The 26,067-nt window shown below is 41.8% G+C and carries 26 protein-coding genes and 1 tRNA gene; 19 read left to right on the plus strand and 8 right to left on the minus strand.

Annotation, left to right across the window (positions count from 1 at the left end; genetic code table 11):
* Nucleotides 1-42 precede the first annotated feature (42 nt).
* Nucleotides 43-645, minus strand: a complete 603-nt coding sequence (locus tag B5D59_RS06610) for a CotY/CotZ family spore coat protein (protein WP_078817341.1) — start codon at nt 643-645, stop codon at nt 43-45.
* A 128-nt stretch (nt 646-773) separates the two neighbouring features.
* On the opposite strand from B5D59_RS06610, the gene B5D59_RS06615 reads away from it, so the two are divergent.
* The 7 genes from B5D59_RS06615 to B5D59_RS06645 all read left to right on the plus strand — a co-directional run bounded on the left by B5D59_RS06615 (nt 774) and on the right by B5D59_RS06645 (nt 3,873).
* On the plus strand, nt 774-1,166 hold the full coding sequence (locus B5D59_RS06615) for a hypothetical protein (protein ID WP_078817342.1): 393 nt from the start codon (nt 774-776) through the stop codon (nt 1,164-1,166).
* Nucleotides 1,166-1,621: a stage V sporulation protein AC gene (gene spoVAC, locus B5D59_RS06620; RefSeq protein WP_078817343.1), complete on the plus strand. Its 456-nt coding sequence runs from the start codon at nt 1,166-1,168 to the stop codon at nt 1,619-1,621. The genes B5D59_RS06615 and spoVAC overlap by 1 nt, the downstream gene beginning before the upstream one ends.
* Complete coding sequence (locus tag B5D59_RS06625) at nt 1,615-2,634, plus strand: beta-ketoacyl-[acyl-carrier-protein] synthase family protein (RefSeq protein ID WP_078817344.1); 1,020 nt, start codon at nt 1,615-1,617, stop codon at nt 2,632-2,634. Before spoVAC ends, B5D59_RS06625 begins: the two co-directional genes overlap by 7 nt.
* On the plus strand, nt 2,631-2,993 hold the full coding sequence (gene spoVAE, locus B5D59_RS06630) for a stage V sporulation protein AE (RefSeq protein ID WP_009765704.1): 363 nt from the start codon (nt 2,631-2,633) through the stop codon (nt 2,991-2,993). The genes B5D59_RS06625 and spoVAE overlap by 4 nt, the downstream gene beginning before the upstream one ends.
* A gap of 71 nt (nt 2,994-3,064) precedes the next feature.
* On the plus strand, nt 3,065-3,208 hold the full coding sequence (locus B5D59_RS18535) for a YjcZ family sporulation protein (protein WP_078817345.1): 144 nt from the start codon (nt 3,065-3,067) through the stop codon (nt 3,206-3,208).
* A 15-nt stretch (nt 3,209-3,223) separates the two neighbouring features.
* Nucleotides 3,224-3,478, plus strand: a complete 255-nt coding sequence (locus tag B5D59_RS06640; protein ID WP_009765702.1) for a stage VI sporulation protein F — start codon at nt 3,224-3,226, stop codon at nt 3,476-3,478.
* Nucleotides 3,479-3,561: 83 nt separating this feature from the next.
* A complete protein-coding gene (locus B5D59_RS06645) occupies nt 3,562-3,873 on the plus strand; it encodes a hypothetical protein (protein WP_078817346.1) in 312 nt (103 codons plus the stop codon).
* A gap of 63 nt (nt 3,874-3,936) precedes the next feature.
* On the opposite strand, the gene B5D59_RS06650 is transcribed toward B5D59_RS06645, so the two are convergent.
* The 3 genes from B5D59_RS06650 to B5D59_RS06660 form a co-directional block, all read right to left on the minus strand.
* Nucleotides 3,937-4,377, minus strand: coding sequence for a GNAT family N-acetyltransferase (locus B5D59_RS06650; protein ID WP_009765700.1), 441 nt, complete (start codon nt 4,375-4,377; stop codon nt 3,937-3,939).
* Nucleotides 4,378-4,384: 7 nt separating this feature from the next.
* Nucleotides 4,385-4,900, minus strand: coding sequence for a YjcG family protein (locus tag B5D59_RS06655; protein WP_078817347.1), 516 nt, complete (start codon nt 4,898-4,900; stop codon nt 4,385-4,387).
* Nucleotides 4,901-4,987: 87 nt separating this feature from the next.
* The gene (locus tag B5D59_RS06660; protein ID WP_009765698.1) at nt 4,988-5,710 is read right to left on the minus strand and encodes an esterase family protein; all 723 of its coding nucleotides are present in this window, start codon (nt 5,708-5,710) and stop codon (nt 4,988-4,990) included.
* A gap of 109 nt (nt 5,711-5,819) precedes the next feature.
* Between B5D59_RS06660 and B5D59_RS06665 the strand changes: the two genes are divergently transcribed.
* The 7 genes from B5D59_RS06665 to B5D59_RS06690 all read left to right on the plus strand — a co-directional run bounded on the left by B5D59_RS06665 (nt 5,820) and on the right by B5D59_RS06690 (nt 12,696).
* Nucleotides 5,820-6,374 carry a phosphatidylglycerophosphatase A family protein gene (locus tag B5D59_RS06665; protein ID WP_040758313.1) on the plus strand — a complete coding sequence of 185 codons (555 nt, stop codon included), beginning with the start codon at nt 5,820-5,822 and terminating at the stop codon, nt 6,372-6,374.
* Between the two features lie 786 nt (nt 6,375-7,160).
* Nucleotides 7,161-8,168: a TAXI family TRAP transporter solute-binding subunit gene (locus B5D59_RS06670; protein WP_009765696.1), complete on the plus strand. Its 1,008-nt coding sequence runs from the start codon at nt 7,161-7,163 to the stop codon at nt 8,166-8,168.
* Between the two features lie 93 nt (nt 8,169-8,261).
* A complete protein-coding gene (locus tag B5D59_RS06675) occupies nt 8,262-8,789 on the plus strand; it encodes a DUF1850 domain-containing protein (RefSeq protein WP_009765695.1) in 528 nt (175 codons plus the stop codon).
* Between the two features lie 40 nt (nt 8,790-8,829).
* Nucleotides 8,830-10,812, plus strand: coding sequence for a TRAP transporter permease (locus B5D59_RS06680; RefSeq protein WP_245799473.1), 1,983 nt, complete (start codon nt 8,830-8,832; stop codon nt 10,810-10,812).
* 357 nt (nt 10,813-11,169) lie between these two features.
* A complete protein-coding gene (locus B5D59_RS18165; RefSeq protein WP_009765693.1) occupies nt 11,170-11,319 on the plus strand; it encodes a hypothetical protein in 150 nt (49 codons plus the stop codon).
* A 187-nt stretch (nt 11,320-11,506) separates the two neighbouring features.
* Nucleotides 11,507-11,579, plus strand: a tRNA-Val gene (locus tag B5D59_RS06685).
* Nucleotides 11,580-11,781: 202 nt separating this feature from the next.
* A complete protein-coding gene (locus B5D59_RS06690) occupies nt 11,782-12,696 on the plus strand; it encodes an RluA family pseudouridine synthase (protein ID WP_009765692.1) in 915 nt (304 codons plus the stop codon).
* Between the two features lie 246 nt (nt 12,697-12,942).
* Here the strand turns inward: B5D59_RS06690 and B5D59_RS06695 are convergent, their stop codons facing one another.
* A complete protein-coding gene (locus tag B5D59_RS06695; protein ID WP_078817348.1) occupies nt 12,943-13,575 on the minus strand; it encodes a LysE family translocator in 633 nt (210 codons plus the stop codon).
* Between the two features lie 324 nt (nt 13,576-13,899).
* Between B5D59_RS06695 and B5D59_RS06700 the strand changes: the two genes are divergently transcribed.
* Both B5D59_RS06700 and B5D59_RS06705 read left to right on the plus strand, forming a co-directional pair.
* Nucleotides 13,900-16,005, plus strand: coding sequence for a heavy metal translocating P-type ATPase (locus B5D59_RS06700; RefSeq protein ID WP_078817349.1), 2,106 nt, complete (start codon nt 13,900-13,902; stop codon nt 16,003-16,005).
* 93 nt (nt 16,006-16,098) lie between these two features.
* Nucleotides 16,099-17,487: an aldehyde dehydrogenase gene (locus tag B5D59_RS06705; protein ID WP_078817376.1), complete on the plus strand. Its 1,389-nt coding sequence runs from the start codon at nt 16,099-16,101 to the stop codon at nt 17,485-17,487.
* On the opposite strand, the gene B5D59_RS06710 is transcribed toward B5D59_RS06705, so the two are convergent.
* Nucleotides 17,464-18,546 (minus strand): two-component system sensor histidine kinase NtrB, encoded by a 1,083-nt coding sequence (locus tag B5D59_RS06710; RefSeq protein WP_078817350.1) that lies wholly within the window; start codon nt 18,544-18,546, stop codon nt 17,464-17,466. The two genes, B5D59_RS06705 and B5D59_RS06710, sit on opposite strands and share 24 nt — an antisense overlap.
* 438 nt (nt 18,547-18,984) lie before the next feature.
* Between B5D59_RS06710 and B5D59_RS06715 the strand changes: the two genes are divergently transcribed.
* From B5D59_RS06715 to B5D59_RS06725, 3 genes are all read left to right on the plus strand, one after another.
* The gene (locus tag B5D59_RS06715) at nt 18,985-20,475 is read left to right on the plus strand and encodes a UDP-N-acetylmuramoyl-L-alanyl-D-glutamate--2,6-diaminopimelate ligase (RefSeq protein ID WP_078817351.1); all 1,491 of its coding nucleotides are present in this window, start codon (nt 18,985-18,987) and stop codon (nt 20,473-20,475) included.
* Between the two features lie 102 nt (nt 20,476-20,577).
* On the plus strand, nt 20,578-22,152 hold the full coding sequence (locus tag B5D59_RS06720) for a peptide chain release factor 3 (protein ID WP_040758311.1): 1,575 nt from the start codon (nt 20,578-20,580) through the stop codon (nt 22,150-22,152).
* Between the two features lie 172 nt (nt 22,153-22,324).
* The gene (locus B5D59_RS06725; protein ID WP_078817352.1) at nt 22,325-25,396 is read left to right on the plus strand and encodes an efflux RND transporter permease subunit; all 3,072 of its coding nucleotides are present in this window, start codon (nt 22,325-22,327) and stop codon (nt 25,394-25,396) included.
* 102 nt (nt 25,397-25,498) lie between these two features.
* Here the strand turns inward: B5D59_RS06725 and B5D59_RS18000 are convergent, their stop codons facing one another.
* On the minus strand, nt 25,499-25,708 hold the full coding sequence (locus tag B5D59_RS18000; RefSeq protein WP_139365961.1) for a hypothetical protein: 210 nt from the start codon (nt 25,706-25,708) through the stop codon (nt 25,499-25,501).
* 67 nt (nt 25,709-25,775) lie between these two features.
* Nucleotides 25,776-25,958 carry a hypothetical protein gene (locus B5D59_RS18005; RefSeq protein WP_139365962.1) on the minus strand — a complete coding sequence of 61 codons (183 nt, stop codon included), beginning with the start codon at nt 25,956-25,958 and terminating at the stop codon, nt 25,776-25,778.
* Nucleotides 25,959-26,067 lie beyond the last annotated feature (109 nt).

The raw sequence follows: 26,067 nt of genomic DNA on the forward strand, positions 1-26,067 counted from the left end.
TCGCCCTTTTTTCGCATTGCAAGCGTTAATTCTAATTAAATTTTAGTCCTCATCGCAGAAGTCGATATACACATCGTCGATGCATTGGATACCGCAGAAACAGCTTAAATCAACAGTCAAGCACGTATCGGTGGCTCCGAAACCGTTTACTTGACAAATTTTTTCTACGCAGATTTTTCCGTTATTTGTAATATCGAAAGGCCTGCCATCTTTCAATGGTTGTAATACTTGAAGCGTTGCACAGCAAGAGTCAAATACTTTCTGTACGCGGAAGAATACGGAAACGCAGCTTGTTGATGGTGCTGGACCTGGTCCTGGTCCGGGTCTTCTGCCACTTATTTCATCTTCAGTTGCTCTCGGTTGCGGGCGAGGTCTATGATTCCTTTTCCCACCGCGGAATACGGCCTTGAAGTAGTCCCCATCGTCTGTTAACAAACTGAATACACGAGTATTCACACGACCGCGCGCCGGAAGAGTTAAACTGCCGAGCGGAGCCATGAAGCAATCCGTATCACATTCAACACAATCCACCTCTGGACTCGTGCTTTGGACACGTTTAATAAAACGCACTACCTCACAAATACAATTGGACTTGTTACAGCAACCATAATTCTCTCTTCCACTATCTGTTCTTTCACATCCCACTACTGTCCACCTCCTGTTTGTCTTTCCCTATACCTTATGCGGTGTGAGAAAAGACGTCAGGGCGTTTGCACCGGTATGCATAAATCGCTTAGGAATATTCCATACTATTTACAAGGAGGGAGATACTCTTGAAAAGAATAGGTTTGCTGTTTACTTTGCTCATTCTATTGACTGGCTGCAGTGAAAAAGGAACCAAGATCGAAAATACAACGGCTTATAATGAAGATAAGTTGGAAGAAGTTTTGGATCAAAACGGTCATGTCAAATTAGCGATAGCACTTCTTCATGAAAAGGACTTGATAACGGGCATTCGTGTGAATACATTTTCTCGCTTTCAAAAGAAAAAGATTGCATCGGAAATTAAAAAGAAATTAGAAAAAGCTTATCCAGATTTGACGGTTACTGTTTCTGCTGACAGTAAAGTGTTGTTGGAAACAAAGAAATTGATAGATAAAGAAAAACAAGATGAATACCAAAAGAAAATAGATAAAATTAAATCCATTGAAAAGGAGCAAACCTAATGGAACAAGAAAAGTATGCCCATTTGGAGAAAGAATTATCGCCTAAACCTCCCATTCTAAAAAATGTCATTAAAGCGTTCTTGGTAGGTGGTCTCATTTGCCTAATTGGACAGTTTATCGCACTTTTCTATATAACGTTCTTTGATTTTACGGAACGTACAGCGAGCAATCCAACAGTTGCCACGATGATTTTCCTTTCAATGTTGCTAACGGGTTTTGGTCTGTATAAAAAGATTGCTCAGTTTGGGGGAGCGGGTGCAGCAGTTCCTATCACAGGTTTTGGTAATGCGGTTGTTTCATCTGCAATTGAGCATAAATCAGAAGGATATGTGCTCGGTGTCGGGGGGAATATGTTCAAACTTGCAGGCTCTGTTATTTTATTTGGCGTATTTTCTGCATTTGTTGTGGCACTCATCAAGACAATTCTTGTGAAATTCGGTGTTGTTTCATGGTGAAGAATGGAATCCTGACCTTCAATTCTATGCCAAGTATTCATTCAGCCGGAGTTACTGCAGGACCTCTAGAAAAGAAGAAAAGTGTTTTTGCCCAGAGTTTTGACAAATTATATGAAGACGAACGATGTGATTTGCCGACAAATGAGGATGGCCACAAACAGTTGATGTATGATGCTGTGATGGTTGCTCTCAGTAAAGCTAAAAAAGATGTCGAAAAAATTGATTTCTTTTTAACGGGCGACTTGGTGAATCAAATGACGCCATCTAATTTCACAGCCCAGGCTTTAGGAATTCCTTACTTAGGAATGTTTTCAGCTTGCGCAACATCCGTTTCTTCTATGATTACAGCCGCGCTGCTTGCAGAAGCTAAACAAGCAAATTGGCTCATCGCCGGCTCGTCTAGTCAACATAACGCAGTTGAACGGCAATTTCGTTATCCGCTCGAGTACGGTACTCAAAAAGCAGCTACTGCACAATGGACAGTGACAGCAGCAGGGGCTGTTTTGATTGGACAGAATAAGCCGGGAACTCCTTCGATATCTTGCGCCACGATTGGCAAAGTAGTGGACATGGGAATGACGGATCCTCTGAATATGGGAGCTGCTATGGCGCCTGCTGCGATGTCCACTTTATCTAGCCATTTAAACGGTCACAGTAAAACGGTTGATGATTATGACACGATTATCACGGGTGATCTGGGGAGCAGTGGATTTAAGCTTTTAAAAGCTCTTGCAAATGAACAAGGGCTACCCCATACGAAGAATTTTCGAGATGCAGGAGAAGAGTTCTATGGGATGGATCCTTCATTTTTTGCTGGTGCCAGTGGAGCTGGCTGTTCAGCCGCCGTGTTCTTTTCGGATGTATACCAGAAGTTGCAAAAAGGTGAATATCAACGTGTGCTGCTGATCGCAACAGGTGCATTGCTATCCCCATTGTCCTATCAGCAAGGAGATACCATTCCTTGTATCGCACATGCAATAGAAATTTCGATAAATGAGGTGAGTATGATATGATTTCCATTTATATTACTTCGTTTATTGTTGGTGGTCTGATCTGTGTCATTGGACAACTTTTGATGGATGTTGCAAAACTGACCCCGGCGCATACTTTATGTTCACTTGTAGTTGCTGGATCGGTATTGGATGGGATCGGTTGGTACGAGCCATTGATTGATTTTGCAGGCGCTGGTGCTACGATTCCAATCACTTCATTTGGGAATTCATTGACACATGGGGCTTTAGCAGAAGCGGAAAAACATGGCTTGATCGGCGTAGTGACAGGAATGTTTGAAGTGACGAGTTCTGGTATCAGTGCAGCCATTGTTTTCGGTTTGATTGGAGCACTTCTTTTTACTTCGAAAGGAAATGTGTGAAAATATATTAACCGCCCTCTCCATTTTGTTCTTCTCTGCATACGATAGAGAAGAAGGAAGGAGGGGTTTTTATGTTTGGATGTTATCCGTCTTACGGTCAAGGTGGATTTGGATATGGCGGCGGAGGCTGTGGAGAAAGATATGGCGGTTCTTCTTTCGTTTTAATTGTGGTCCTGTTTATTTTGCTGATCATTGTAGGCAGAAGCTATTTTTAAGGAGGAGATCTGAAGATGAATGATTCATTCTTTCGAAAAATAGAATCCAAGACAGGCGTCCCGATGGAAGAAGTTTTTGCCTTAGCCAACGCGATTCAGTTTGCCGATTTTAAAGATGAACGTCAAGTTAGAAAGATTGTACAAAAGGTGAGTCAGTTGGCTAGAAAAGACGTACCACAACACGTAGAAGATGAATTGGTCAATTCGATCATTCAAAGTGGAAAAGGGCTTAACTTAAACGATATTAATCACATGCTTGATGGGAATTAATTAAATATTTAAAAAAGATGTTTAAAAGTTTCTACTAATGGGTATACTAGATAGAAAGCACAGAATCTAAGGAGGTGCACGTCATGGGATATATTTTACCGATCCAACCACTTCAGGCTCAACAATACGCAGAGCGAATGAATAACGAACGTCATAATTTTGCTTATATTGGCCGAGTAAGCCCAGTACGTCTAGAAAATGAGGAATCTAGTTATTGGGAAGATATCTTGGAGGACGAGAATCGGCAACAAGTAGAGCAAATGGAAGAACGGAACATGAAGCGTGCACCGCTTCCTTTAGTCAAAAGGGGTCCGGTAGCTCCGAACCCAACGCAATTATCTCCCGAGATAGCGGCAGTAGTAGGAAAAGGTCTAGCGGTTAACACATATGTGTGAGAACTCTAAAAATACCCCTGTCAGCTAAACAAAGCTGACAGGGGTATTTGATTGGGCACAGCATTATGATTCATCTAGTAAGCTCTTTTCCATCGCTCGATGCGGAATGTCTGCATCCATAAACTCTGGTGAAGTGACTACGTATCCTAATTTTTCATAGAAAGGCACGGCGTATGCCTGAGCATTCAACAGAAGTTTTTTCATAGAACTTTTTCTCGCATGTTCCTCTAATGTATGCATAATCATATTGCCAAAATGCTTGCCTCGATGTTCAGGTAAAACGCAGATTCTTTCGATTTTTCCGTGCGCGTTGACTAATCCTCTCATTCGACCGGCGCCGATTGGATTGTCTTCGCTGTCATAAACGACAAAATGTGTAGCGTCTTGATCATATTCATCCAATTCCAAATGCAGAGGTACTCCCTGTTCTTCTACAAAAACTTTCTTGCGAACAGAGAATGCATCCTCCCTACCCTTATCATCTGTGACGATCTTCACTGTCATCAGCAAATCAAGACTCCTGGTCAAGACGAAATGTTTCGTACACTGTCCACGAACCATCTTCTAGTTGGTACAGTAAATGGATGCGGTCGATGAGTTCAGAATGGTCGACACCTACCATTTTCAATTGGCTGATTATATCGTCATGTTCTCCTGATGTCAGGTTTTGGGCAATTGTGATGTGCGGTGCAAACGCATAATTGGATTCTGCTTCATAAAAATTCGAATTCAAATCTTTGTGTAGTTCGAGCAATTCATCGTTCGGTGTAACCTTGAAGTAAATTGTATTCGTAGTTGGAGCGAATGTGCTTACTTTTGTGGCATTCAACTCAAAAGGACTGTTCTTGATCGTAATTTCTTTTAACGCTTTTGCTACTTCTTCAATTTCCTTATCGTTCGCTTCAAACGGATCTTTAAGAGTCATATGCGGTGTGATCAGCGAGTAATGCGGATCATATCTCTTACGATAGCCATTTGCCAAGTCTTGGAGTTTCTTTGAAGGGAATGCAACAATACCGTATTTCATTTAAGATTACCTCCTCGTGAATTGAGTGAATTTTAGTTCATCCACTTCAGTATATCAGAAAATAGTCGGACTTGTCTTTTATTATCCCTATAAGTTGTTAATTTGTAGGAGAGCCCGTCGGATATCGGGTTGCCATGATTTCCATGTATGATCTCCGTCTAGCTCTTCATAAAAATATGGGAAACCTTTTTCTTTAATCAATTCATGCAGCTCACGGTTGGGCGTTAAAAAGTCTAGTCTGCCATCAGCGGTTGTTGGGACTGCTGTTTCTTGTTGACCGATCACCTGGTAAATGGACAAGGCAGCTGGATCTTGAATGGACTTTACAGCTTCCATGACATGTTCATTGACAAAAGGAGAATGCAGGACGACTTTTCCGAAACAATTCGGGTATTTCGCTGCCGTCAGTAATGATATGGAAGCAGCTAGAGAATCTCCAATTAACATACGACTTGAGCCCATTTGGTATGTTGGATAGGTTTCATCAATATACTGGATTAATTCATGAGCTAGAAAACGAATATACGCTTGGTGGCGGTCGCCTTCAGGATGATACATACGTCTGCGCTCAGGAACTGTTTTGTACGGAATGCCAACGATGATGACAGGGTCGATCAATTCTTCTTCCATCAACTCTTCTGCAACACGACCGATTCGGCCTAGTTGAAAATAATCTTTTCCGTCTGATGCCAGCACGACGTTATGCTTGTATAAAGGAGAGTAATGGGAAGGTAAATAAAGCAATAGTTCCATTTCTTCTTGCAGTTCATTGCTGTAAAAACGAATTTCTTCAATCTTGCCTGGGTTCATTTTGTAGGACCTCCATAAATAATGTACACTTAGAAGATATCATACCGGTAAGTAATGGGGAAAAGCCAGTGAAAAACTATCTGGTATGAGGAGAGAGAGGGGAAATAATATGGTAGCAGGTAAAAATATTGTTCATTCCGATGTAGTGACGGCAGCTGCAAAAGATGCATTGCTTCGCCGTGGAGTAAAAATTGAAGATATCGCGAAAATCGTTTATGAGATGCAGGTACCTTACAACAAGGGCTTGTCTCTAGATCAATGTATCGACTCTGTAGAAAATGTCTTGCGTAAGCGGGAATTGCAGCATGCGATCTTAGTTGGTGTGGAATTGGATGAAATTGCGGAAAGAGGTCAGCTTTCAGCTCCGCTTCAGCAAATTGTCGAGTCGGATGAAGGATTATTTGGTGTGGATGAAACAATTGCGTTAGGAGCAGTTTACACGTACGGTTCCATCGCAGTTACGACATTCGGTCATTTGGATAAAAACAAAATTGGCATTATCAATGATTTGGATACAAAAAAGGGCATAGGCATTCATACATTCTTGGATGACTTAGTCGCTAGTGTGGCAGCCTGTGCTGCATCTCGAATCGCCCATAGAACACGCGACTTACAAGAAGCGGGCCTGACGTTTGAAGATGTACGGAATGGGAACAGCGAATAAATCAAAATAAACGCACAAATACTTTACTCATAGTATTTGTGCGTTTTGTTTGTAGATTGAGGAAGGAATAAATGAGAACCGGAAACCTTCTTATCTCAGTCTAGGCTCATGCTGGTCTACCTGGAGTCAAACGTCCTCCGCTCAAATGCTGTATAGCAGGAAAAAGGAAAGGAAATCTTCTATCCTTTTTTCTCTTTTTGACCCTTCATAAAATTCTCCACAGTGCTTTATCGATTTTATTTTCTAATACACCATTTCGAAGATCCAACATATTTACCTGGTTCAAATAGGGGTGTGAAATGAGTAGGTTTCCTTATATGAATTCTAAGATACTAGCATCCATTCTAATATGAAAAATATATAGTACAAACCATTGTCTTGGCCCGCACTACTAATATTAGTATGTTTCCGAAAGGCGCAGCTGAGCTACCTCAACTGAAAGTATATACTGCTTACGCTTCGATAATGCTTGGGAAAGCCATTCTTTGTGGTGGCTTTTCCTGTAGTGTTTAACGCGAATGATGAGACACGATGCTGAGCGAAGTGAGGAAAGCGGCTAATGTGCCTCGCGGAGAGCATCCCCTTAGCTGTAAACTAAAGCGTACTAATACCGCTAGAACAGCGTACAGGTATTTTTAGAAGTAGCAAGCATTTAAGTACAGTACTATTTAATTATTGCTAAGTGTTCGACTTGCCGGTTTGTTTTGAAAATCATTGACACACTAAAGCGCTTTCATGGTAGAATGGAAATGTCTATGACTATATTAGAAAAGGGGAGAAAGACACATGAAGAAAAAATCACTTCGCCTATTGGCGCTAGTTTCCATGCTTGCTCTTCTTGTTCTGGCTGCTTGCGGAACCGACAATGCAACAGACGGAGACAAGGATGCAGGGGATGGAAACAAAGAAGACGATAAGCAAGGTCAAGATTACAAGTTCTTGAGCTTATTAACTGGTGGAACGCAAGGAACATACTATCCGCTAGGTGGTTCTTTCGCAGAATTCATCGGTGAAGAAACCGGCATCAAAACGACTGCAGAAGTATCACAAGCATCTGCTGCCAATATGACAGCATTAAAAGATGGAGATGCACAAATCGCATTTGTACAAACAGATATTGCATATTATGCATCTAAAGGTGAAATGATGTTTGACGGAGAAGTAATCGACGAGGTATCCGCTGTCGGTAACTTATACCCTGAAACCGTTCAATTGGTTACATTGAAGAAAAATAATATTACAACGTTTGAAGATTTAAAAGGTAAAAGCGTTTCAGTAGGTGCTCCAGGTTCAGGTACGTATGCGAATGCTGAGCAGTTACTTGAGATTCACGGTCTTACAATGGACGATATTAAGCCACAAAACCTAGACTTCGGAGAGTCACAAGAAAGCCTACAAGCAGGGCAAATTGATGCGGCATTCATTACTGCAGGTACTCCAACAGGTGCTGTAGAAGGCTTGAACGCGGTAGCTGAAGTATTCATCGTTCCTGTAGAAGATGCAAAAGCAGATGAACTAATTGAGAAATATCCATACTATGCAAAAGAAATTATTCCAGCTGGAACATATGGTTCTGAAGAAGATACACCGGCAGTTTCTGTAGGTGCAATGCTTGTTATGCAAAATGACATTTCTGAAGAGCTTGGCTACCAAATCACGAAAGCAATTTATGAAAACGCTTCAAAAATCCAACATGCTAAAGGTGCATTGATCAAGGCTGAAAACGGCTTGGATGGGATTGGTATCCCTGTACACCCAGGTGCACAGAAGTATTTTGACGAAGTAAACAAATAAAAATAAGAAGTTTGAAATGATGAAGAGGGACGGTGAAGCGTTTAGCTTTATCCGTCCCATTCTTAATTGTTCATAAAAGGAAGGAAAAGGCGGATGAAATTCGGAAAAGTCATTCTTCTGCTGATATTTCTAATTACTAGTTCGGTACTTATACTACTCTTTTATCCCTATAAACAAGTGATCGTACTTGAAGAAGTGCGGAGCGAACAACCGAAATTGTATTATCTTCCATTACATACTGATCGTCATTTTCAAGTAAATTATATTCATTCGATTCACTTATCTAATGTGAAGGAACAATATGAAATTACCGATAACGAGAAGCTCCGTTTCGAATTTATGCAGTATGAAGACGTAGCCATCGGATTGCCGGGTTACGCGGATGAAGGCGAAATTTTGAAGGTGGAAGATGGTGTTTATACGCTTACATTCGAAAATCGTGTGATCGACTCATTTGTTCTGTATGTAGGTAGAGTAGATACCGGGTTATCTTTGCGATATGAAAACAAAGATTATAATTTGAAAGATTTTCTTCAGAAAGGTCATTCGTATAGTTTTCATATAACTAAGATATCGAATTTTGAGTTGTTGAGAGGAGTTGGAATTGATGGCAAAAAATAAGGATAATAATGAAGAGATCCCACGTTTATCTGATGAAGAAATGGGGACGCTGACTGAACAAGAGCAGCTCGAAATTCTTCAAAAATATGACCCTGAGTCCAATACAAGAAATTTGAAGGGCATTTTAAGCAAGATTGTGTTTTTCGGTTTATTGGCATTTTCTATTTTCCAGTTATATACAGCGATAGGTAAACCATTCACCGCGCAAATACAGCGTTCCATTCACTTAGGATTCGCGCTATCTCTTATTTTCTTATTGTTCCCAGCTAGAAAGAAAATTGGAATCCGTCGTGATAAAGTACCGTTTTATGATATTATCTTAGCTTTGTTGGCGATCGTAGTTGGCTTATATTGGCCGCTTTTTATGGATGATCTTATATATCGTGTTGGCCGGGTTTCGGATATCGACTTGATTGTCGGTATATTAGCCGTTCTATTGACACTAGAGGCGGCGAGACGGGCTGTTGGTTTGCCGATCACGATCATTTCCATTGTGTTTTTAATCTATGCTTTTTTCGGGCCATACTTCCCTGGGTTTCTGGCGCACCGAGGACAAAGCGTAGAAAACCTTGTCCAACTGATGTTCTTCACAACGGACGGTATTTTAGGTACGCCAATTAGTGTATCTGCCACCTTTATATTCGTCTTCCTATTATTCGGCGCGTTTTTGGTGAAAACAGGAGTAGGAAATTATTTTAATGACTTAGCCGTTGTATTGGCTGGCCGCTTGACTGGCGGTCCTGCTAAAGTAGCAATATTCTCTAGTGCTTTGCAGGGCACGATTTCAGGTAGTTCTGTAGCAAACGTAGTAGGGTCAGGTTCGTATACAATCCCTATGATGAAAAAGTTAGGTTATAGAAAAGAGTTTGCCGGAGGGGTAGAGGCCGCGGCTTCGACTGGCGGACAGATTATGCCGCCGATCATGGGAGCGGCAGCGTTCCTGATGGTAGAGTTTATCGGAGGCGTGACGTATTGGGAGATTGCCAAAGCAGCTGCCATTCCTGCATTACTCTATTTTACAGGTATTTGGATCATGACGCATTTCGAAGCGAAGCGTGTTGGTTTGCAAGGAATGGATGCATCCCAAATACCGAATCGTAAAGAAACATTAAAGAAAATTTACTTGCTTCTTCCGATTCTTGGGATTATCGTCTTCTTGTTGGTCGGAATTCCGACAATGAAAGCAGCACTATTAGGTATCGTGTTAACAATTGTTGTCAGTGCGATCAGTAAAGATACGAGAATTGGTATCCGGGATATGATTCATGCACTGGTAGACGGTGCACGAACTGCATTGGCTGTTGCGGCAGCGACAGCGTGCGCGGGTATTATCGTTGGAGTTGTAGTGAAGACCGGGCTGGGATTAAGTTTAGCGACAGGCTTGATTTCAGCTGCAGGCGGTAACATCTTCTTAACATTGTTCTTTACTATGTTAGCAGCGATCATTTTAGGTATGGGATCGCCAACTACAGCGAACTATGTTATTACATCTACAATTGCAGCGCCAGCCATTATTACATTGTTGATGCTGGATGCGCCTCCAGGGGCAGCTGTGCCGATTGTAGTCGCCGTTTCTGCACATTTATTCGTATTCTATTTCGGAATTATTGCGGATATCACTCCGCCGGTTGCACTTGCTGCTTTTGCTGCCTCCGGAATTTCAGGCGGGGATCCCATTAAGACAGGTGTCACCTCTGCTAAATTGGCGATCGCGGCCTTCATTATTCCGTATATGTTTGTATTCAATCCAGCGATGTTAATGTTAGATTCCAGCATACTGGAGATTGTCTGGGTAACGTTTACCGCCATTGTCGGTATGGTAGCAATCGGCGCAGGAATGATCGGTTATTGGTATCTTAAATTGAACTGGATCATGCGAATCCTGACGGTAGGAACTGGTTTGTTGTTGATTTATCCAGAAACTATGACGGATATGGTCGGTTTAGGGATGTTCGTGGTTTTATTGGTGCTTCAATTGATTTCTAAGAAAAAGATTGATTCATCACAACTTGCTTCAAATTAATCTAGTAAGACTTGTCTACTCCTGTAAAACTGGGCAGACAAGTCTTTTTATTTCTTAATAATAGTAGTCATTCATATTGAAGAGGTTGTGTGGAAAGTACTATTACTTTAGAAAAATTGAACTGCCGATAATCTAGTAATGACGTGTTGCTAGATAGAATGATTAGTCCGATTCATGTGTGTGTTAAAATGTCAAGACTCCAAAGGTCTATAATATAAAGAATTGATTTTGGACTAATTACGCAGTTTTGCCAAGGACGGTTATGTCTATACTACATATAAGCAAATCAATCACAAATGTTGATGTACATACAACGATTATGGATTTTGACTAAAACGTAAAAGGAGTGGAAATACTATGCAATCACAAGATATTTGGTTTGAAAATTTATTTGAGGGACACTTGGCACATGGATTCAATAAGGAACGTATCGGTGAACTTGATCATGAAGAATTTCTGTATTTTGATAACGATCAAGTGGAAGAATCAGTAAATCAAATGCAGTAGATGGAAGGAGAGTCTCAACTGGCCATTTTAAAAGTGTTCCACAAAAATCGGTAATTTTTCTTCTTGATAAGAAAAATTACCGATTTTAAATTTTCCTATTTACAATATGCGAAGATGATGCTATTATAATATTTGTGCTTATCCAAGAGAACTTATTTGCGATAGTATGCACATCTTAGTTCTATTCGATTCCTTAGCTCAGCTGGGAGAGCGCCACCTTGACAGGGTGGAGGTCGCTGGTTCGAGCCCAGTAGGAATCATAGGTGCCAAACCTAAGTTAAAGTCCGTCGGAACACGGTTCTTTAACACCAAGAGACCCTATTAGGCCGGATGCCTAGGGGTCTTTTTTGTGTTTAAATCGATTTAAAATAGGTTTACTTTATTTTTCTTTAATACAGTAACAGCTTGAACGTACAAGTCCAGAGACCGTGGTGTATTATTTACATACTAGAACCTAATTAGATGAGTAGGAGGTATTTTTTGTTGAAAAGAAAACCAGAAGCATTTAGCAAAACGGAATATACTGTTCAGGAACAGATCGAGTTATTGCCATTTTTATTGAAAGTACTGTCAAAAACCAGTCGTAATTCGGTTAAATCGATTCTAACCCGTGGCCAAGTTATGGTGGATGGGCAAATGATGAGGCAACATAATTACTCATTGCAAATTGGTCAGAAGGTTGAAATTCAAAGTAACCAAGTGGCTCTAAACATCTCGAAATTAGTAGGCGTAACAATTTTACATGAAGATGAAGATATAATAGTGATCAATAAAGAAGCGGGTATCCTTTCTGTTGCTTCCAAACGAGAAAGGGAGATGACTGCATATCGACAAGTTACGGACTATGTCCGAAGCAGTGATGTTAGAAATAGAATTTTTGTAGTGCATAGACTTGATAAAGATACATCAGGTGTCATGATGTTTGCCAAAAATGAAAAAACACAACAAACTCTGCAAAATACATGGAGTGAGTCAGTAAAAGAGCGCATGTACACTGCGCTTGTACAAGGAAAGGTGAAAAGTGAATCGGGTACCATCACATCCTGGTTGACTGAAAATAGCGCGTTCAAAGTATATTCAAGTCCGATTGATAATGGTGGTCAGCATGCAATTACACATTATAAAAGAATTCAGTCGAACAAAAAGTGTTCGTTGTTGGAAGTTCTCCTTGAAACGGGGCGAAAAAATCAAATCCGCGTGCATATGGAGGAATTAGGTCACCCTGTTCTTGGTGACAAAAAGTATGGCTCTACAAGTAATCCGCTACGCAGACTGGGGCTTCATGCGACAGCATTGTCCTTTCTACACCCGCGAACCGGTGAATTGGTACGATTTGAAGCAGAAGTACCTGCGATGTTTATCACACGATCTAAGTAAGATCAGTAGGAATTATAGGAGTCAAACCTGCGTTAAAGACCTTCAGAACACTATTCTATAACACATAGAGATCCTAATGGCGGATGCCTAAGGGTCTCTTTTTTTATGTTTAGTGACCCATTTTAAAGCAAACCATTGAACGTATCCCTCGCCCTTCATTAACCTTCTTATTTTTGAAGTATGAAGCGAAAAAAAACCGTTTGGATAATCCAAACGGTGATTTAAAATATAGAAATTAGCGGAAGGTTAAAGTGCGGTTCTCACGCCAAAACTTGCTAAGAGTACACCGGTTGACTTTTGAAAAGCCGTAAGAAACTTAGAATTACCTAACCACTTTCTAGAGAGATCTATTAGATGAATAATAACTAAAAACCATACCACTGCGATTACGGTAGCGATCAACCCTAAAACGATTAGTTGTTGATTTACGCTTCCTGTTAAATCAATAAATTGAGGCATGATTGTAATATAAACTAAAACTGTTTTCGGATTAAAAATATTGCTTAGTAGTGCTTGCGTAAAGGAATCTTTGTAATGTTGATTAGAAGATTTCATTAAAGAGTCAGATGGGTTTTCTTGAATAGCTTCTAAAGAAATTGAGTTTTTGGAGAAAAAACTTCTTACTCCTAAAAACAATAAATAGGCGGCGCCTAAATATTTGATGGCAGTGAAAATAACCGCTGACTGTGCGATAGCCATGGATAATCCAAGGACAGCAATGAGAGTCCAGAAAGAAAGTCCCGTAGCCATTCCGAGTACAGTATAAAGTCCAGCTTTTTTTCCGTGACTAATTGTGTTTTTTACAAGAAGTATCATATCAGGACCAGGTATGAAAACCATTACTGCGATCATTATGATATATGTAATTATATTATCCATGTATTACCTCCAAACAATAAATTATATATCACTATATACCATTTAGGTTGAAATAGAAATATCTAATTAATAAGTTAATTGGATTATTATCTGAACTTGAAAGACGGTAGTATAGTTGAAGCTTGGTATGATGTGATGCTTGCCATCATTTCTTTTTTTCAGGCACGTAAGATACTTAAGTACCTTTTGGTTATATCGTTCAAACTGGTGCTTGATTGAATTGACAAAAGTTATTGGATTGAATATACTGAAAGTAATCAATCAAACGGGTGATTGAATGATAATGCAGATAGATTACTCTGAATTTTGGGAAGGACTGATCACATGGCTACTGAGAAAAACGTCTACCGTCTGCAAGGGCTTTCATGCACAAGTTGTGCCGCGAAATTCGAAAAAAATATTAGGCAAATCGATACAGTGGAAGACGTGCAGTTGAACTTTGGGGCATCTAAGCTAACGGTGGATGGCGATGTTTCGATCTTGCAACTGGAAAAAGCGGGTGCATTTGATGGCATAAAAGTCTTTCCTGAAAAACAAAGAAACACGAAGCAACATATTCCTTTCTGGCTTAAACGTGAAAACCAGACGACATTGGTCTCGCTGGTATTGTTACTGGCGGGCTATGGCGTTTCAGCAGCCAATGGACAGAATAACTGGTTATCCATTGTCTTATTCGCATTGGCTATTTTGATTGGCGGTTACAGTTTAATGAAAGAAGGACTGCTAAATCTTTCAAAATTGGAATTTGACATGTCGACATTAATGACCATCGCGGTCATCGGGGCTGCGTTGATTGGAGATTGGGCGGAAGGTGCCGTTGTCGTGTTTTTGTTTTCTGTCAGCGAAGCGCTGGAAAGCTATTCGATTGATAAAGCGAGAAACTCCATTAGTTCATTAATGGAAATCGCTCCTACCACAGCGACTGTATTGCGAAATGGCGTAGAGTATGAAGTAGAAGTTGAAGAATTAATGATCAATGATGTGATCTTAATCAAACCGGGACAAAAGATTGCGATGGATGGGGAAGTGATTCAAGGAAATTCTTCCGTCAATCAGTCGGCCATCACAGGTGAATCGGTACCTGTTCATAAAGTGCTCGGTGATGAAGTCTTCGCTGGAACGCTAAATGAAGAAGGTTCGATGCAAGTACGTGTCACGAAGCTTGCTGAAGATACAACGATCGCAAAAATCATTCATTTGGTAGAAGAAGCACAGGCAGAAAAAGCACCTACCCAGCAGTTCGTGGACCGATTTGCGAAATATTATACCCCGGCTATTCTCGCGATTTCCGTGCTAATTATGGTGATCCCGCCCCTTGCTATGGGTGGTTTATGGAGTGACTGGTTTTATAAAGGGTTAGTAGTTCTTGTTGTCGGTTGTCCGTGTGCGTTGGTGATCTCGACTCCTATTGCAATTGTCACAGCGATAGGGAATGCAGCGCGGAATGGTGTCTTGATTAAAGGCGGCATTCATTTAGAAGAAACTGGACAAATTAAAGTGATTGCATTTGATAAAACAGGTACTTTGACGGAAGGCCGCCCGGAAGTGACAGATGTTATTTCAGTATCTGCAGTCACTGAAGCTGAATTACTGAAACAGGCTGCATCGATCGAACGATTCTCTCAGCATCCGCTTGCAACAGCTATCATGAGAGCAGCAGGGAAGTTGTCGAATGATTTATTGGAAGTGGAGGATTTCCAATCGATCACAGGTAAGGGAGCGAAAGGATTGCTCGGCGGTAGATTAGTTTATGTTGGCAGTCCGAATCTGTATAAAGAGATGGATCGTTTAGAAGAGTCTTTTGAACAACGAATACTCGAATTGCAACGGCAAGGAAAAACGGTCATGCTCGTTTGGTCCGAAGCAGGCCTAGACGGTATGATTGCTGTAGCAGATCAAGTCCGCAAAAGCAGCTTATCGGTCATTCAGAAACTTCATCAAATGGGGATAAGAAAGACGGTCATGCTTACCGGTGATAATCAATCCACTGCGTCGGCGATCGGCCAGCAACTAGGTTTATCAGAAGTGAAGGCAGAATTGCTGCCTCATGAAAAAGTGGCAATGATTAAATCGATGAGACAATATGGGAAAGTCGCTATGATTGGCGATGGAGTGAACGACGCGCCTGCTTTGGCGAGTGCGAACATCGGAATTGCGATGGGCGGTGCGGGTACAGATACAGCGCTTGAAACTGCGGATATCGCGTTAATGGCAGATGATTTGGAAAAACTGCCGTACACAATCAACTTGAGTATGCGTACAAAGCAAATCATTCTTCAAAACATCTCCATTGCACTAGGTTTGAAAGTGATCGCACTGCTATTAATTATTCCAGGTTGGTTAACGTTGTGGATGGCAGTTATGGCCGACATGGGTGCGACAGTGATTGTCGTTTTGAACTCTTTGCGATTAATGAGAAGTCGCGTATAAAGATAAACTCCGAATCTTCAATCGTTCGGAGTTTTTTCTTTTGGATAAACTGATAGAATGGAAGGAGGTAGGAAAAAGAGGAGCGTGAGTGTTGTGAATTTTTCAGGTAATGAGTTAGAAATCATCATGAGCAAACAGAAGACGTATTACGTATCGGGTGTGACACGCAGTATTTCATTCCGAAAAATGATGTTGGAAAAATTATATGACGCCATTCAGCACTATGAAAAAGAAATTATTGAAGCGTTGCGTAAAGACTTGCGGAAGCATCCGTTTGAATCCTATGTGACGGAAATTGGATTTGTTTTATCAAGCATTACACATACAATGGACCATTTAGAGGAATGGATGACTCCAGAGAAAGTGAAAACACCGATCCATTTGCAACCGGCATCCAGTTTTATTGTTAAAGAGCCATACGGCAGTGTGTTGGTCATCGGACCTTTTAATTATCCATTTCAGCTATTGCTCGATCCTTTGGTAGGTTCCATAGCAGCAGGGAACTGTACAGTGATAAAACCTTCTGAAGATACACCTCATACAGCGGATGTCATGAAGAGAATGATTACCGGCATCTTTACGCCAGAATATGTCTCGATTTTGCAAGGTGGGAAGGAAGAAACCCAGCTTCTTTTGCATGCACCATTTGACTATGTATTTTTCACAGGCAGTGCGGCTGTAGGAAAAATCGTCATGAAAGCTTGTGCGGAACGACTAACACCATTTACGCTAGAACTTGGTGGTAAGAGTCCTGTAGTCGTGGATCAGACGGCAGATTTAAAGAAAGCGGCAGAAAAGATCGTCTGGGGAAAATTCTTGAATAATGGACAGACTTGCGTTGCCCCTGATTATGTAGTGGCTCATATATCGATCTATGACCAATTACTTGATGAATTAAAGCGCGCTATTAAGAAATTCTACGGAAAAAATGTACAGAAAAGTCCGGACTACGGCCGAATCATTAATGAACGTCATTTTCAGCGATTGGCGAACATCTTAGAACACGATCAAACGTATATCGTAGAAGGTGGAGAGTTGGATCAGGATGACTTGTTTATTGAGCCGACGATATTGGCACTAGGTAATTGGAATGGTGCAAGTATGCAGGAAGAGATTTTCGGTCCGATACTTCCGCTTCTCACTTATGAGAATTTAGGAACAGTTATTCAGCAAATTAACACCATGCCCAAGCCGCTCGCTGCTTATTTTTTTACAGAAAACGACAATGCCGCAGAATATTTCATAGAGACACTGCCGTTTGGCGGGGGATGTATAAATGACACAATCTCGCATGTGGGAAATATTCATCTGCCTTTCGGCGGAGTTGGACCTTCAGGGATGAATCAGTATCACGGCAAGGCGAGTTTCGATACGTTCTCTCATTCAAAATCGATGATGAAAAAGAGTACGTCCGTATCGGTACCAATCGGTTATCCGCCTTATAAAGGGAAACTTCCATTAGTGAAGCGAATCATTCGATAATGGCAAGTGAATAATAACTTTTGTCCAGGCGCCTTGGAGACTTTCGACCTCCAGGGTGCCTTTATGATCGACAATGATTTTCTTGGAAATCAGCATTCCGAGACCTGTGCCGTGTTCTTTTGTAGAAAAGAAAGGCTGGTAGATCGCTGCTAGTGTCGGTTCATCCATTCCGTTTCCATCGTCTTGGATAAAAATACAAAGTGTTTCATCGGTCAAACTGAAAGTAATGTCGATTTGACCGTTATGATCGATTGCCTCACAGCTATTTGTTAAAATATTAAAGAATACTTGTTTTAACGATGCTTTATTCCCAAGGAGTACTGGGTTTTGATTGATTCTATGAAGATGGCATGTAATCTCCCGTTTATTAAATTTGCCACAAAATTCATCGATAACTTCCTGAATCGTCTCGATAACTGAGAAGGAAGAGGATTGATGGAGTGTAGGTTTAGACAAAACTAAGAAATCTGTTACGATTTGATTGATATTCGTGATTTCACTTTCCATGATCTGTGTGAAAGGTGAATACGGATTCGCGGAATCGTTATTCATCATTTGGACGAAGCCTGTTATAGCAGTCATTGGATTTCGAATTTCATGTGCCACGACGGCAGCAATATTACTTGTAGTCCGAAGTCGTTCGATCTCCAAAGCATATGCCTCCGCTTGTAAACGTAAGGTGATGTCCCTCGTTATATTCGAAATGGCAACTACTTCGTTGTGTTCATTGAAGATAGGAGCCATTGTGATTTCAGCATGAAAGCAAGTTCCATCTTTGCGTTTTTCAATGACTTGGACAGAGTTAAGACTTTCTCCTTTCTTTAGTAACTCGCAGCGGGCTCGAACACTTTCTAACTCAGTATCGGGATAAAAGCGAATCACTTTACCTAAACATTCCTCAAGTTTCCAACCGTAAAGTTCTTCAAATGCGGGATTGATTGTCACGATTTTGTCGTCCAGATCAAATACGGAAATGGGATCTTGGGATTGTTGGAAAAAAAGATCAAGGTAATTATAATAACGAGTAGTGTCCCTCTGTTGTATAGGTATTTTAAACACCCCCTAATAAGCTACTGGCCAAGCGATCATCTAAGGTGGATGTGACAAGGAAATACGAGTATGATGATAGTATTCGGCTAAATATATTTTACTTCATTTTTGAAAAATTCAAAGACATTTTGAATGAAATTTATTTATCTTTATTCAGCAGAAGACTTTCACCTCTAAAGTTGATGAGATGAAAACGAATTTACTTACTGCTCAACGGGTGTCAAAACGCTTGCTGAACAAAGATAAAGCCTCCGGCGGATGTCACAGATTTTGAGAGGAGCTTTAAAAGATGAAGTTAGCCAAAACTCGCCGCGTCCTGCGGCAAAGGCTAACTGACCTGCGTCACGCAGGCCTAAGCACAATTCGAAATCTGGACGCAAATACACCGAGGCGTATTTGATTTATGACATTTTTCAGTATTTTAAACTATCCATTGGAGGAAACCATATGAATACGAAAGAACTTTTATCGGTGCTGCCTGTTAAAACGATAATAGGGACTGTGCCTGAAACGATCACAGACTTAGCGGTAGACTCAAGAGCAGTCCAAGATGGAGGAGCGTTTGTGTGCTTGAAAGGTTACACGGTAAATGGCCACCAGTTTGTTAAAAGCGCTTTAATGAGCGGGGCACGTCTACTTATCGCTTCAGAACCTATCACGGTGGATGAAGAGCGGGTGGCGGTGGTCTATGTAGAAGATACGGCGAAAGCAATCCAGCAATTGGCTTCAAAGTTTTACGGCTATCCTTCCAAACGAATGACGATGATCGGGGTGACTGGTACAAACGGAAAAACAAGTGTCGGCAACATTATCCATGATATGCTGCGGCAATCCGGAGAGCAGACGGCGGTGTCGGGAACGATTGGTTTTAAGTTAAATGATACATTGTATGAAACAGAGAATACGACGACGGATGTATTGACAACACAACAAATGATTGCACAAGCAGCAAATGAAGGCTGCCAATCCATGACGATGGAAGTATCCTCTCATGGTCTGGTGGAAGGACGACTCTCCGGAACGGAATTCGATATTGCCATTTTTACGAATTTGACGCATGATCATTTGGATTACCATAAAACAATGGAAAATTACAGTGCTGCAAAAGGCTTATTATTTGCACAGCTTGGTCAACAATTGGACCAGAAAAAAATTGCGATTATTAATACGGATGATCCTTGGAGCAGCAAAATGGCGGAGATGACGGCGTTTCCTGTTTTAACGTATGGCATCCGCTTAAAAGCCACATTTCAAGCAACTGCGATTCAGATGTTCTCAAATCGTACGGAATTTCAATTGCAGGGACCGGATGGTACATACCGAGTCACAATGCCCTTAATTGGGGAATTTAATGTTTATAATGCACTGGCGGCGGTTGCCGCACTATATGCGAAAGGTATGACGATCGAAGAAATTCTACCACTGCTTGCCAATGTATCTACGGTGAAAGGTCGTTTAGAAAAAGTGGAGACAGCATTACCGTTGACGATTTTCATTGATTACGCACATTCTCCCGATGCGATTGAAAAAGCGATCGACACTGTGCAACCTTTAAAAAAAGAAGGCAATCGCTTGTTGTTCCTTATAGGCACAGGCGGTAATCGTGATCGTTTGAAGCGTCCCATCATGGGAGAAAAAGCTGCAGCAGCGGATTATGTAGTCTTCACAACGGATGATCCAAGAGATGAACCAAACGAATCGATCTTGTCTGAATTAAGCGCCAGCATGCCTCATGATCAATATGCATGTATTGGAGACAGAGAAGAAGCCGTTCGTCATACAATTGCCATGGCGAATGAAGGAGATATCATTATTTTTGCAGGAAAAGGGCATGAAGATTTCCAAATCATCGGCAATACAAAATACCCTCATTCAGATGCGGAAATCGCGTTGGATGAGGCCAGAAAAAAATTCGGTGGAACTTCAGTTAATTCCTAAGGAAAGAGCGTATAGTTTTTTTGGCAAATCAATGAAAAAGCATTGAAATGCCTCTCCATACTCTCTATGATAGAAAACGTAAACAAAAGGAGAGTACCCGTGATGGAAAAGAAGATTCATGATGAAATAAATTCACGGCGAACGTTTGCGATTATTTCGCATCCGGATGCCGGTAAAACTACAATAACTGAAAAACTGCTGTATTTTGGTGGAGCGATTCGAGATGCAGGAACTGTAAAAGGTAAGAAGTCTGGCAAATTTGCGACTTCGGACTGGATGGAAATCGAGAAACAACGTGGGATTTCTGTTACGTCATCGGTATTGCAATTTGATTACGCAGGAAAGCGCGTCAATATATTGGATACACCAGGCCACGAAGATTTCAGTGAAGATACGTATCGTACGTTAATGGCAGTTGATGCAGCAGTCATGATGGTGGATTCTGCAAAAGGTATTGAACCGCAAACGATCAAGTTGTTTAAAGTTTGCCGTATGCGCGGTATCCCTATTTTCACTTTTATCAATAAAATGGACCGACAAGGTAAAGAGCCTTTAGAGTTAATGGAAGAATTGGAAGAAGTGCTGGGGATTCAGTCCTACGCAATGAACTGGCCGATCGGTATGGGAAAAGAGTTCCTCGGGATTTACGATCGTTACAACGATCGTGTTGAACTGGCACGTCCTGAAGGAGACGAGCGTTTCCTGCCAATCACTGAAGAAGGCGGACTGGCCGTCGAGCATTCAATGACAGCCACTTCGTATTATCAGCAAGCCTTGGAAGACGTCATGCTGCTCAATGAAGCAGGTAATGAATTCGATGAAGAACGTGTTGCAAAAGGAGATTTAACTCCTGTGTTCTTCGGTAGTGCACTGACGAATTTCGGTGTGCAGACGTTTTTAGAAACCTTTTTACAATTCGCCCCGCCACCGCAACCGAGAAAGAGCCGAGATGGGGAAGAAGTGGAACCTGAGTCAGAAATATTCTCAGGATTTATTTTCAAAATTCAAGCGAATATGAACCCGGCACACCGTGATCGTATTGCTTTCGTGCGAATTGTCTCAGGGGAATTTGAACGCGGCATGACCGTGAATGTGCCGAGATTATCGAAGAACTTTAAACTCTCCCAAACCACTCAGTTTTTAGCGGATGACCGTGAAACCGTAAACGAGGCAGTGGCGGGCGACATTATTGGGTTGTATGACACGGGGAATTATCAAATTGGCGACACGGTTGTCGGCGGGAAAAGTAATTTCCAATTTGAAGCACTGCCACAATTTACTCCTGAATTATTTGTCAGAGTGGCTGCTAAAAATGTCATGAAATCGAAACAGTTCCATAAGGGGATTTTACAGCTCGTGCAAGAAGGAGCTATTCAGTATTATAAGACATTGCATACTGAAGAGGTTATCTTAGGAGCAGTAGGTCAGCTTCAATTTGAAGTGTTCGAACACCGCATGAGAGCGGAATATCATGTCGAAGTGCAGATGGAAACAATGGGCTCAAAAGTGGCGCGTTGGATTGAGAACGAAGAAGACGTCAAAGAATCTATGGCTGGACAGCGTGCATTGTTAGTGAAAGATCGATATGATCGAAAAGTATTCTTATTTGAAAACGACTTTGCTATGCGCTGGTTCCAAGACAAGTTTCCGGATATTCGTCTTTACAATCTCCTTTAATATATAACTCCTTACAGACCCGGCTGGATTAATTGATATCCAGCTGGGTCTTTTGCTAAAATTATTGTTATTGTAAGAAGGAGTTTCAATTGTCTATGATGAAAGAAATATGGACAAATGGTATGGTAAGAAGATAGAAATTCTTTTGATTGGTACAGAGAGGAATAGATCAATGAAGATTAGCAGCTTTTCGGTAAAACGACCTGTTTTTACATTAGTTACAATGTTTTTAGTCATTATTTTAGGGGCGGTATCCTTTTTCAAGATTCCGATGACGCTAATTCCTGACTTGAATCCGCCTGTTGCTGTAGTCGTTACGAATTATCCTGGTGCCTCTCCAACAGAAGTAAGTGAGAAAATTACGAAACCTTTAGAAGAGAGCTTGTCCACAGCACCCGGTTTGAAGTCCATGCAATCTTCTTCTCAGGAAGGTGCGAACTTAATCTTCCTGCAATTTGATTGGAATTCTACTATTGACGACGTGCAAATGGATATACTTCAACGGATTGACCAAGTGGCGATTCCGGAAGAGGCGAATAAGCCGAGATTCATGAAATTCGATCCATCTCAATTTCCTGTCATCCAATTATCCCTAAGAACAGTCGATGAAGGGGCTGACATCAGAAGTATTGCTGATGATTTGGAAAAGGAATTGCGACGTATTGAAGGCGTAGCCAGCGTCAATGTGTCCGGAAAAATCATTGAAGATGTTCAAGTGATCCTAAATCCTGAAAAATTAAAAGAATATGGTCTTGTACAGTCGGATGTCGTTCAGATGATTCAGGCGAGCAATGTCTCCATGCCTGGTGATCCAATCGATACAAATGATGGAAGGCAATTGACAACGAGAATCATCAGTCCACTACAGAGTATTTCAGACATCCGGGACATTCAGCTTGGGACAAACCCGTTAACTGGAGACAAAATTAAAGTCTCAGATGTGGCGGATGTTGCATTGCTTGAGCCGAAAGCACAGTCGGAGACAAGAGCTAATGATAAGCAGGCTGTCCTAATGTCCGTGCTTCAGGAATCTGGAGCGAATACGGCCACTGTATCAAAGGAATTCAAGAAATCTTTGGATGAATTATTAGAAAAAGACGCGTATAAAGGTATTGAATCCGATATTCTCTTTGACCAAGGGGACTATGTTCAGCTTGCAATCGGCAATATTGGCCAATCGCTCATTCTTGGTGGCTTGTTCGCAATGCTTGTACTATTCTTCTTCCTGCGTGGCATCAAGAGTCCGATTATTATCGGCGTGGCTATACCTTATTCGGTTATCGTGACATTTGTTTTGATGTATTTTGCAGACTTCTCGTTGAATATCATGACGCTTGGGGCATTAGCGTTAGGGATCGGAATGCTCGTTGATAACGCGATTGTAGTAATTGAAAATATTGAGCGGCATTTGGCGATGGGGAAAGACCCGGAGGAGGCTGCGAAAGACGGTTCGAAGGAAGTTGGCGGTGCAATTACAGCCTCTACACTGACGACGCTTGCCGTATTCGTACCCGTTATTTTTATTAGTGGTTTAATCGGACAAATTTTCACCGAATTTGCTTTGACGATTTCCTTTAGTTTATTTGCGTCATTGGTTGTTGCATTGACGGTCGTTCCGATGCTTGCTAGCCGTATGCTGAAGGCGCCTAATAAAAACCGGGAGGCAAGAAAACGTCGTTCAAAGAAATGGCAGACTTTTGAAAAGTCGGTTAAGTGGGCATTAGGTCACCGTGCTATTGTCTTGCTGTTGACGACGGTTTTATTAGCCGCAAGCGGTTATGGTTTGTTTAAAGTCGGCACGGAATTTCTCCCGGCGACAGACGAAGGCTTTTTCAGCATCAACGTCAAACTTCCGAATGGCTCTTCTTTGGATTCGACCAATAAAGTTGTGAAGCGAATCGAGGATAAAATTAAGAAAGAAAAAGACGTGGAAGTATACGTTAGTTTAGTTGGCGGCACACAGCAGAGCATGGCGCAAGGCGGTTCTGAAGGGAATATGGCCGAGATGTATGTGAAATTGCTGCCGCTCGATGAACGAGATCGCTCTGTATTTGAGTTCGTCGATGAAGTGCAACCTGGAATCTTGGATACGATTGGCGAGGATGCAGAAGTTAGTTTCAATATGCAGACCGCGGCAGGATCCAGCCCGAATACATTAACTTTCTCATTGAATGATACGGATGAAGAGCGGTTAAATAAAGCCGTAACTATGCTGGATGAAAAGTTACGTGAATTGGATTCTGTTACAGAAGTTGATAATGACTTAATTGATACAGTAGAAGAGGTCAAAATTGAAGTGAATCGCGAGAAAGCTTCAGACGTAGGATTAGCACCGTATCAAATTGCCCAAACAGTTAGCGATGTTACACGCGGTGTATTTGCTACACAAGTCGTCTGGAAAACAGGTGAAGTAGTCGGAGTGAATGTGAGCTACGATGAAACGTTCAGAGATGGAGTAGATAAATTGAAGGAGTTAGAATTGAAAACTCCGTTCGAAGCCTACGTAAAATTGAAAGATGTAGCAGACGTCAAGATTGCGGAAGGTCCTGTCGCGATTAAACGCGTGGACCAGGCGCATTCCGTTACCTTCACTCTAAAGTATCTGTCCAGCGAATCACTTGGAGACATGACAAAGCGCGTAAATGATCTGGTAGATGATCTGAGCTTGCCGGATGAAGTGGAACTTTCGTACGGCGGAGACCGCGAGTTATTCGAAGGTGCGATCAACGATATGCTGATGGCAATTATCCTGGCTGTCGTGTTAGTTTATATCGTCATGGCAGCACAGTTCGAATCCTTTAAATATCCATTCGTTATCATGTTCTCAGTTCCATTGATGATCATTGGGGTATCGCTAGGATTGCTGGCAACGAATACGCCAATCAGCGTTACGGCTGTCATCGGAATTCTCATCTTGGTAGGGATTGTCGTCAACAACGGTATCGTATTGGTCGATTATATCAACCAAAGAAAAGCAGCTGGACTCAGCTCATACGATGCGATTGTTACCTCTGTCCGGGACCGGGTACGCCCGATCCTCATGACAGCCTTAACGACAATCCTCGGATTGCTGCCACTGGCTCTAGGACTTGGCGAAGGAACGGAAATGAACCAACCGATGGGAATAGCGGTAATCGGAGGTCTAATAAGCTCTACGTTCCTAACGCTCTATATCGTTCCGGTAATTTACAGTCTGTTCGATCGTGAAACAAGACGGCGAGCGAAAGAAGTAAAAGTTAAATAAAATTTATGTAAGGCCGGCAAGGGTCTCCACTTGCCGGTCTTTTTTGATGTTTGAAGGGGACTTTGAATAAATTACAATGGAGGTAAGTACACTGTAAGGAGATCAATGAGGGAGTCCTGAAGACATTTCTCGGAGCATACATAGCATGAGGGTGTCGTCACTGAACTCACTTCGGCGCTTGCGGATGGCTCCCGCAATGAGCCAGTCAGGAAGAGCGCCTGTCTGTCTCATTGCTCCGCCTACCGCTTGTAAGGCGCCTTCGTTTAGTAAGTGGAAGCTACTTGGTATATCATTTTGAAGCACAGCACTCACTATTTTTGCCACACCAGCGGCGAAGCGGTGTCGATCTACAACCCTGTACTTAGTTTGGACACACTACTTAGTCGAGCGAAGAGACAATAAAAAGAGTAACTTCACTGAACTCACTTCGGCGCTTGCGGATGGCTCCCGCAATGAGCCAGTCAGGAAGAACGCCTGTCTGTCTCATTGCTCCGCCTACCGCTTGTAAGGCGCCTGCGTTTAGTAAGTGGAAGCTACTTGGTATATCATTTGAACACAGCACTCACTATTTTTTCCACACCAGCGAAGCCGCAACTGCGGGGTCCGCCGTAGCCGTGAGACAGCTAGCGGTCTTTGCTAGTTGGCTCTTGGCGGGAGGCAATCCCCAAACG

The organism is Sporosarcina newyorkensis (assembly GCF_900167515.1).
GTDB lineage: Bacteria > Bacillota > Bacilli > Bacillales_A > Planococcaceae > Sporosarcina > Sporosarcina newyorkensis.

Excerpts from the sequence above, each read along its gene's own strand:
- B5D59_RS06715 (WP_078817351.1), top strand. The coding sequence starts at position 18,985 with ATGAATACGAAAGAACTTTTATCGGTGCTGCCTGTTAAAACGATAATA.
- spoVAC (WP_078817343.1), top strand. The coding sequence starts at position 1,166 with ATGGAACAAGAAAAGTATGCCCATTTGGAGAAAGAATTATCGCCTAAA.
- B5D59_RS06690 (WP_009765692.1), top strand. The coding sequence starts at position 11,782 with ATGAGTAGGAGGTATTTTTTGTTGAAAAGAAAACCAGAAGCATTTAGC.
- B5D59_RS06695 (WP_078817348.1), bottom strand. The coding sequence starts at position 13,575 with ATGGATAATATAATTACATATATCATAATGATCGCAGTAATGGTTTTC.
- B5D59_RS18535 (WP_078817345.1), top strand. The coding sequence starts at position 3,065 with ATGTTTGGATGTTATCCGTCTTACGGTCAAGGTGGATTTGGATATGGC.
- B5D59_RS06650 (WP_009765700.1), bottom strand. The coding sequence starts at position 4,377 with ATGACAGTGAAGATCGTCACAGATGATAAGGGTAGGGAGGATGCATTC.
- B5D59_RS06720 (WP_040758311.1), top strand. The coding sequence starts at position 20,578 with ATGGAAAAGAAGATTCATGATGAAATAAATTCACGGCGAACGTTTGCG.
- B5D59_RS06670 (WP_009765696.1), top strand. The coding sequence starts at position 7,161 with ATGAAGAAAAAATCACTTCGCCTATTGGCGCTAGTTTCCATGCTTGCT.
- B5D59_RS18165 (WP_009765693.1), top strand. The coding sequence starts at position 11,170 with ATGCAATCACAAGATATTTGGTTTGAAAATTTATTTGAGGGACACTTG.
- B5D59_RS06625 (WP_078817344.1), top strand. The coding sequence starts at position 1,615 with ATGGTGAAGAATGGAATCCTGACCTTCAATTCTATGCCAAGTATTCAT.
- B5D59_RS06640 (WP_009765702.1), top strand. The coding sequence starts at position 3,224 with ATGAATGATTCATTCTTTCGAAAAATAGAATCCAAGACAGGCGTCCCG.
- B5D59_RS06665 (WP_040758313.1), top strand. The coding sequence starts at position 5,820 with ATGGTAGCAGGTAAAAATATTGTTCATTCCGATGTAGTGACGGCAGCT.
- spoVAE (WP_009765704.1), top strand. The coding sequence starts at position 2,631 with ATGATTTCCATTTATATTACTTCGTTTATTGTTGGTGGTCTGATCTGT.
- B5D59_RS06645 (WP_078817346.1), top strand. The coding sequence starts at position 3,562 with ATGGGATATATTTTACCGATCCAACCACTTCAGGCTCAACAATACGCA.
- B5D59_RS06700 (WP_078817349.1), top strand. The coding sequence starts at position 13,900 with ATGGCTACTGAGAAAAACGTCTACCGTCTGCAAGGGCTTTCATGCACA.
- B5D59_RS06675 (WP_009765695.1), top strand. The coding sequence starts at position 8,262 with ATGAAATTCGGAAAAGTCATTCTTCTGCTGATATTTCTAATTACTAGT.
- B5D59_RS06725 (WP_078817352.1), top strand. The coding sequence starts at position 22,325 with ATGAAGATTAGCAGCTTTTCGGTAAAACGACCTGTTTTTACATTAGTT.
- B5D59_RS06660 (WP_009765698.1), bottom strand. The coding sequence starts at position 5,710 with ATGAACCCAGGCAAGATTGAAGAAATTCGTTTTTACAGCAATGAACTG.
- B5D59_RS06655 (WP_078817347.1), bottom strand. The coding sequence starts at position 4,900 with ATGAAATACGGTATTGTTGCATTCCCTTCAAAGAAACTCCAAGACTTG.
- B5D59_RS06680 (WP_245799473.1), top strand. The coding sequence starts at position 8,830 with ATGGGGACGCTGACTGAACAAGAGCAGCTCGAAATTCTTCAAAAATAT.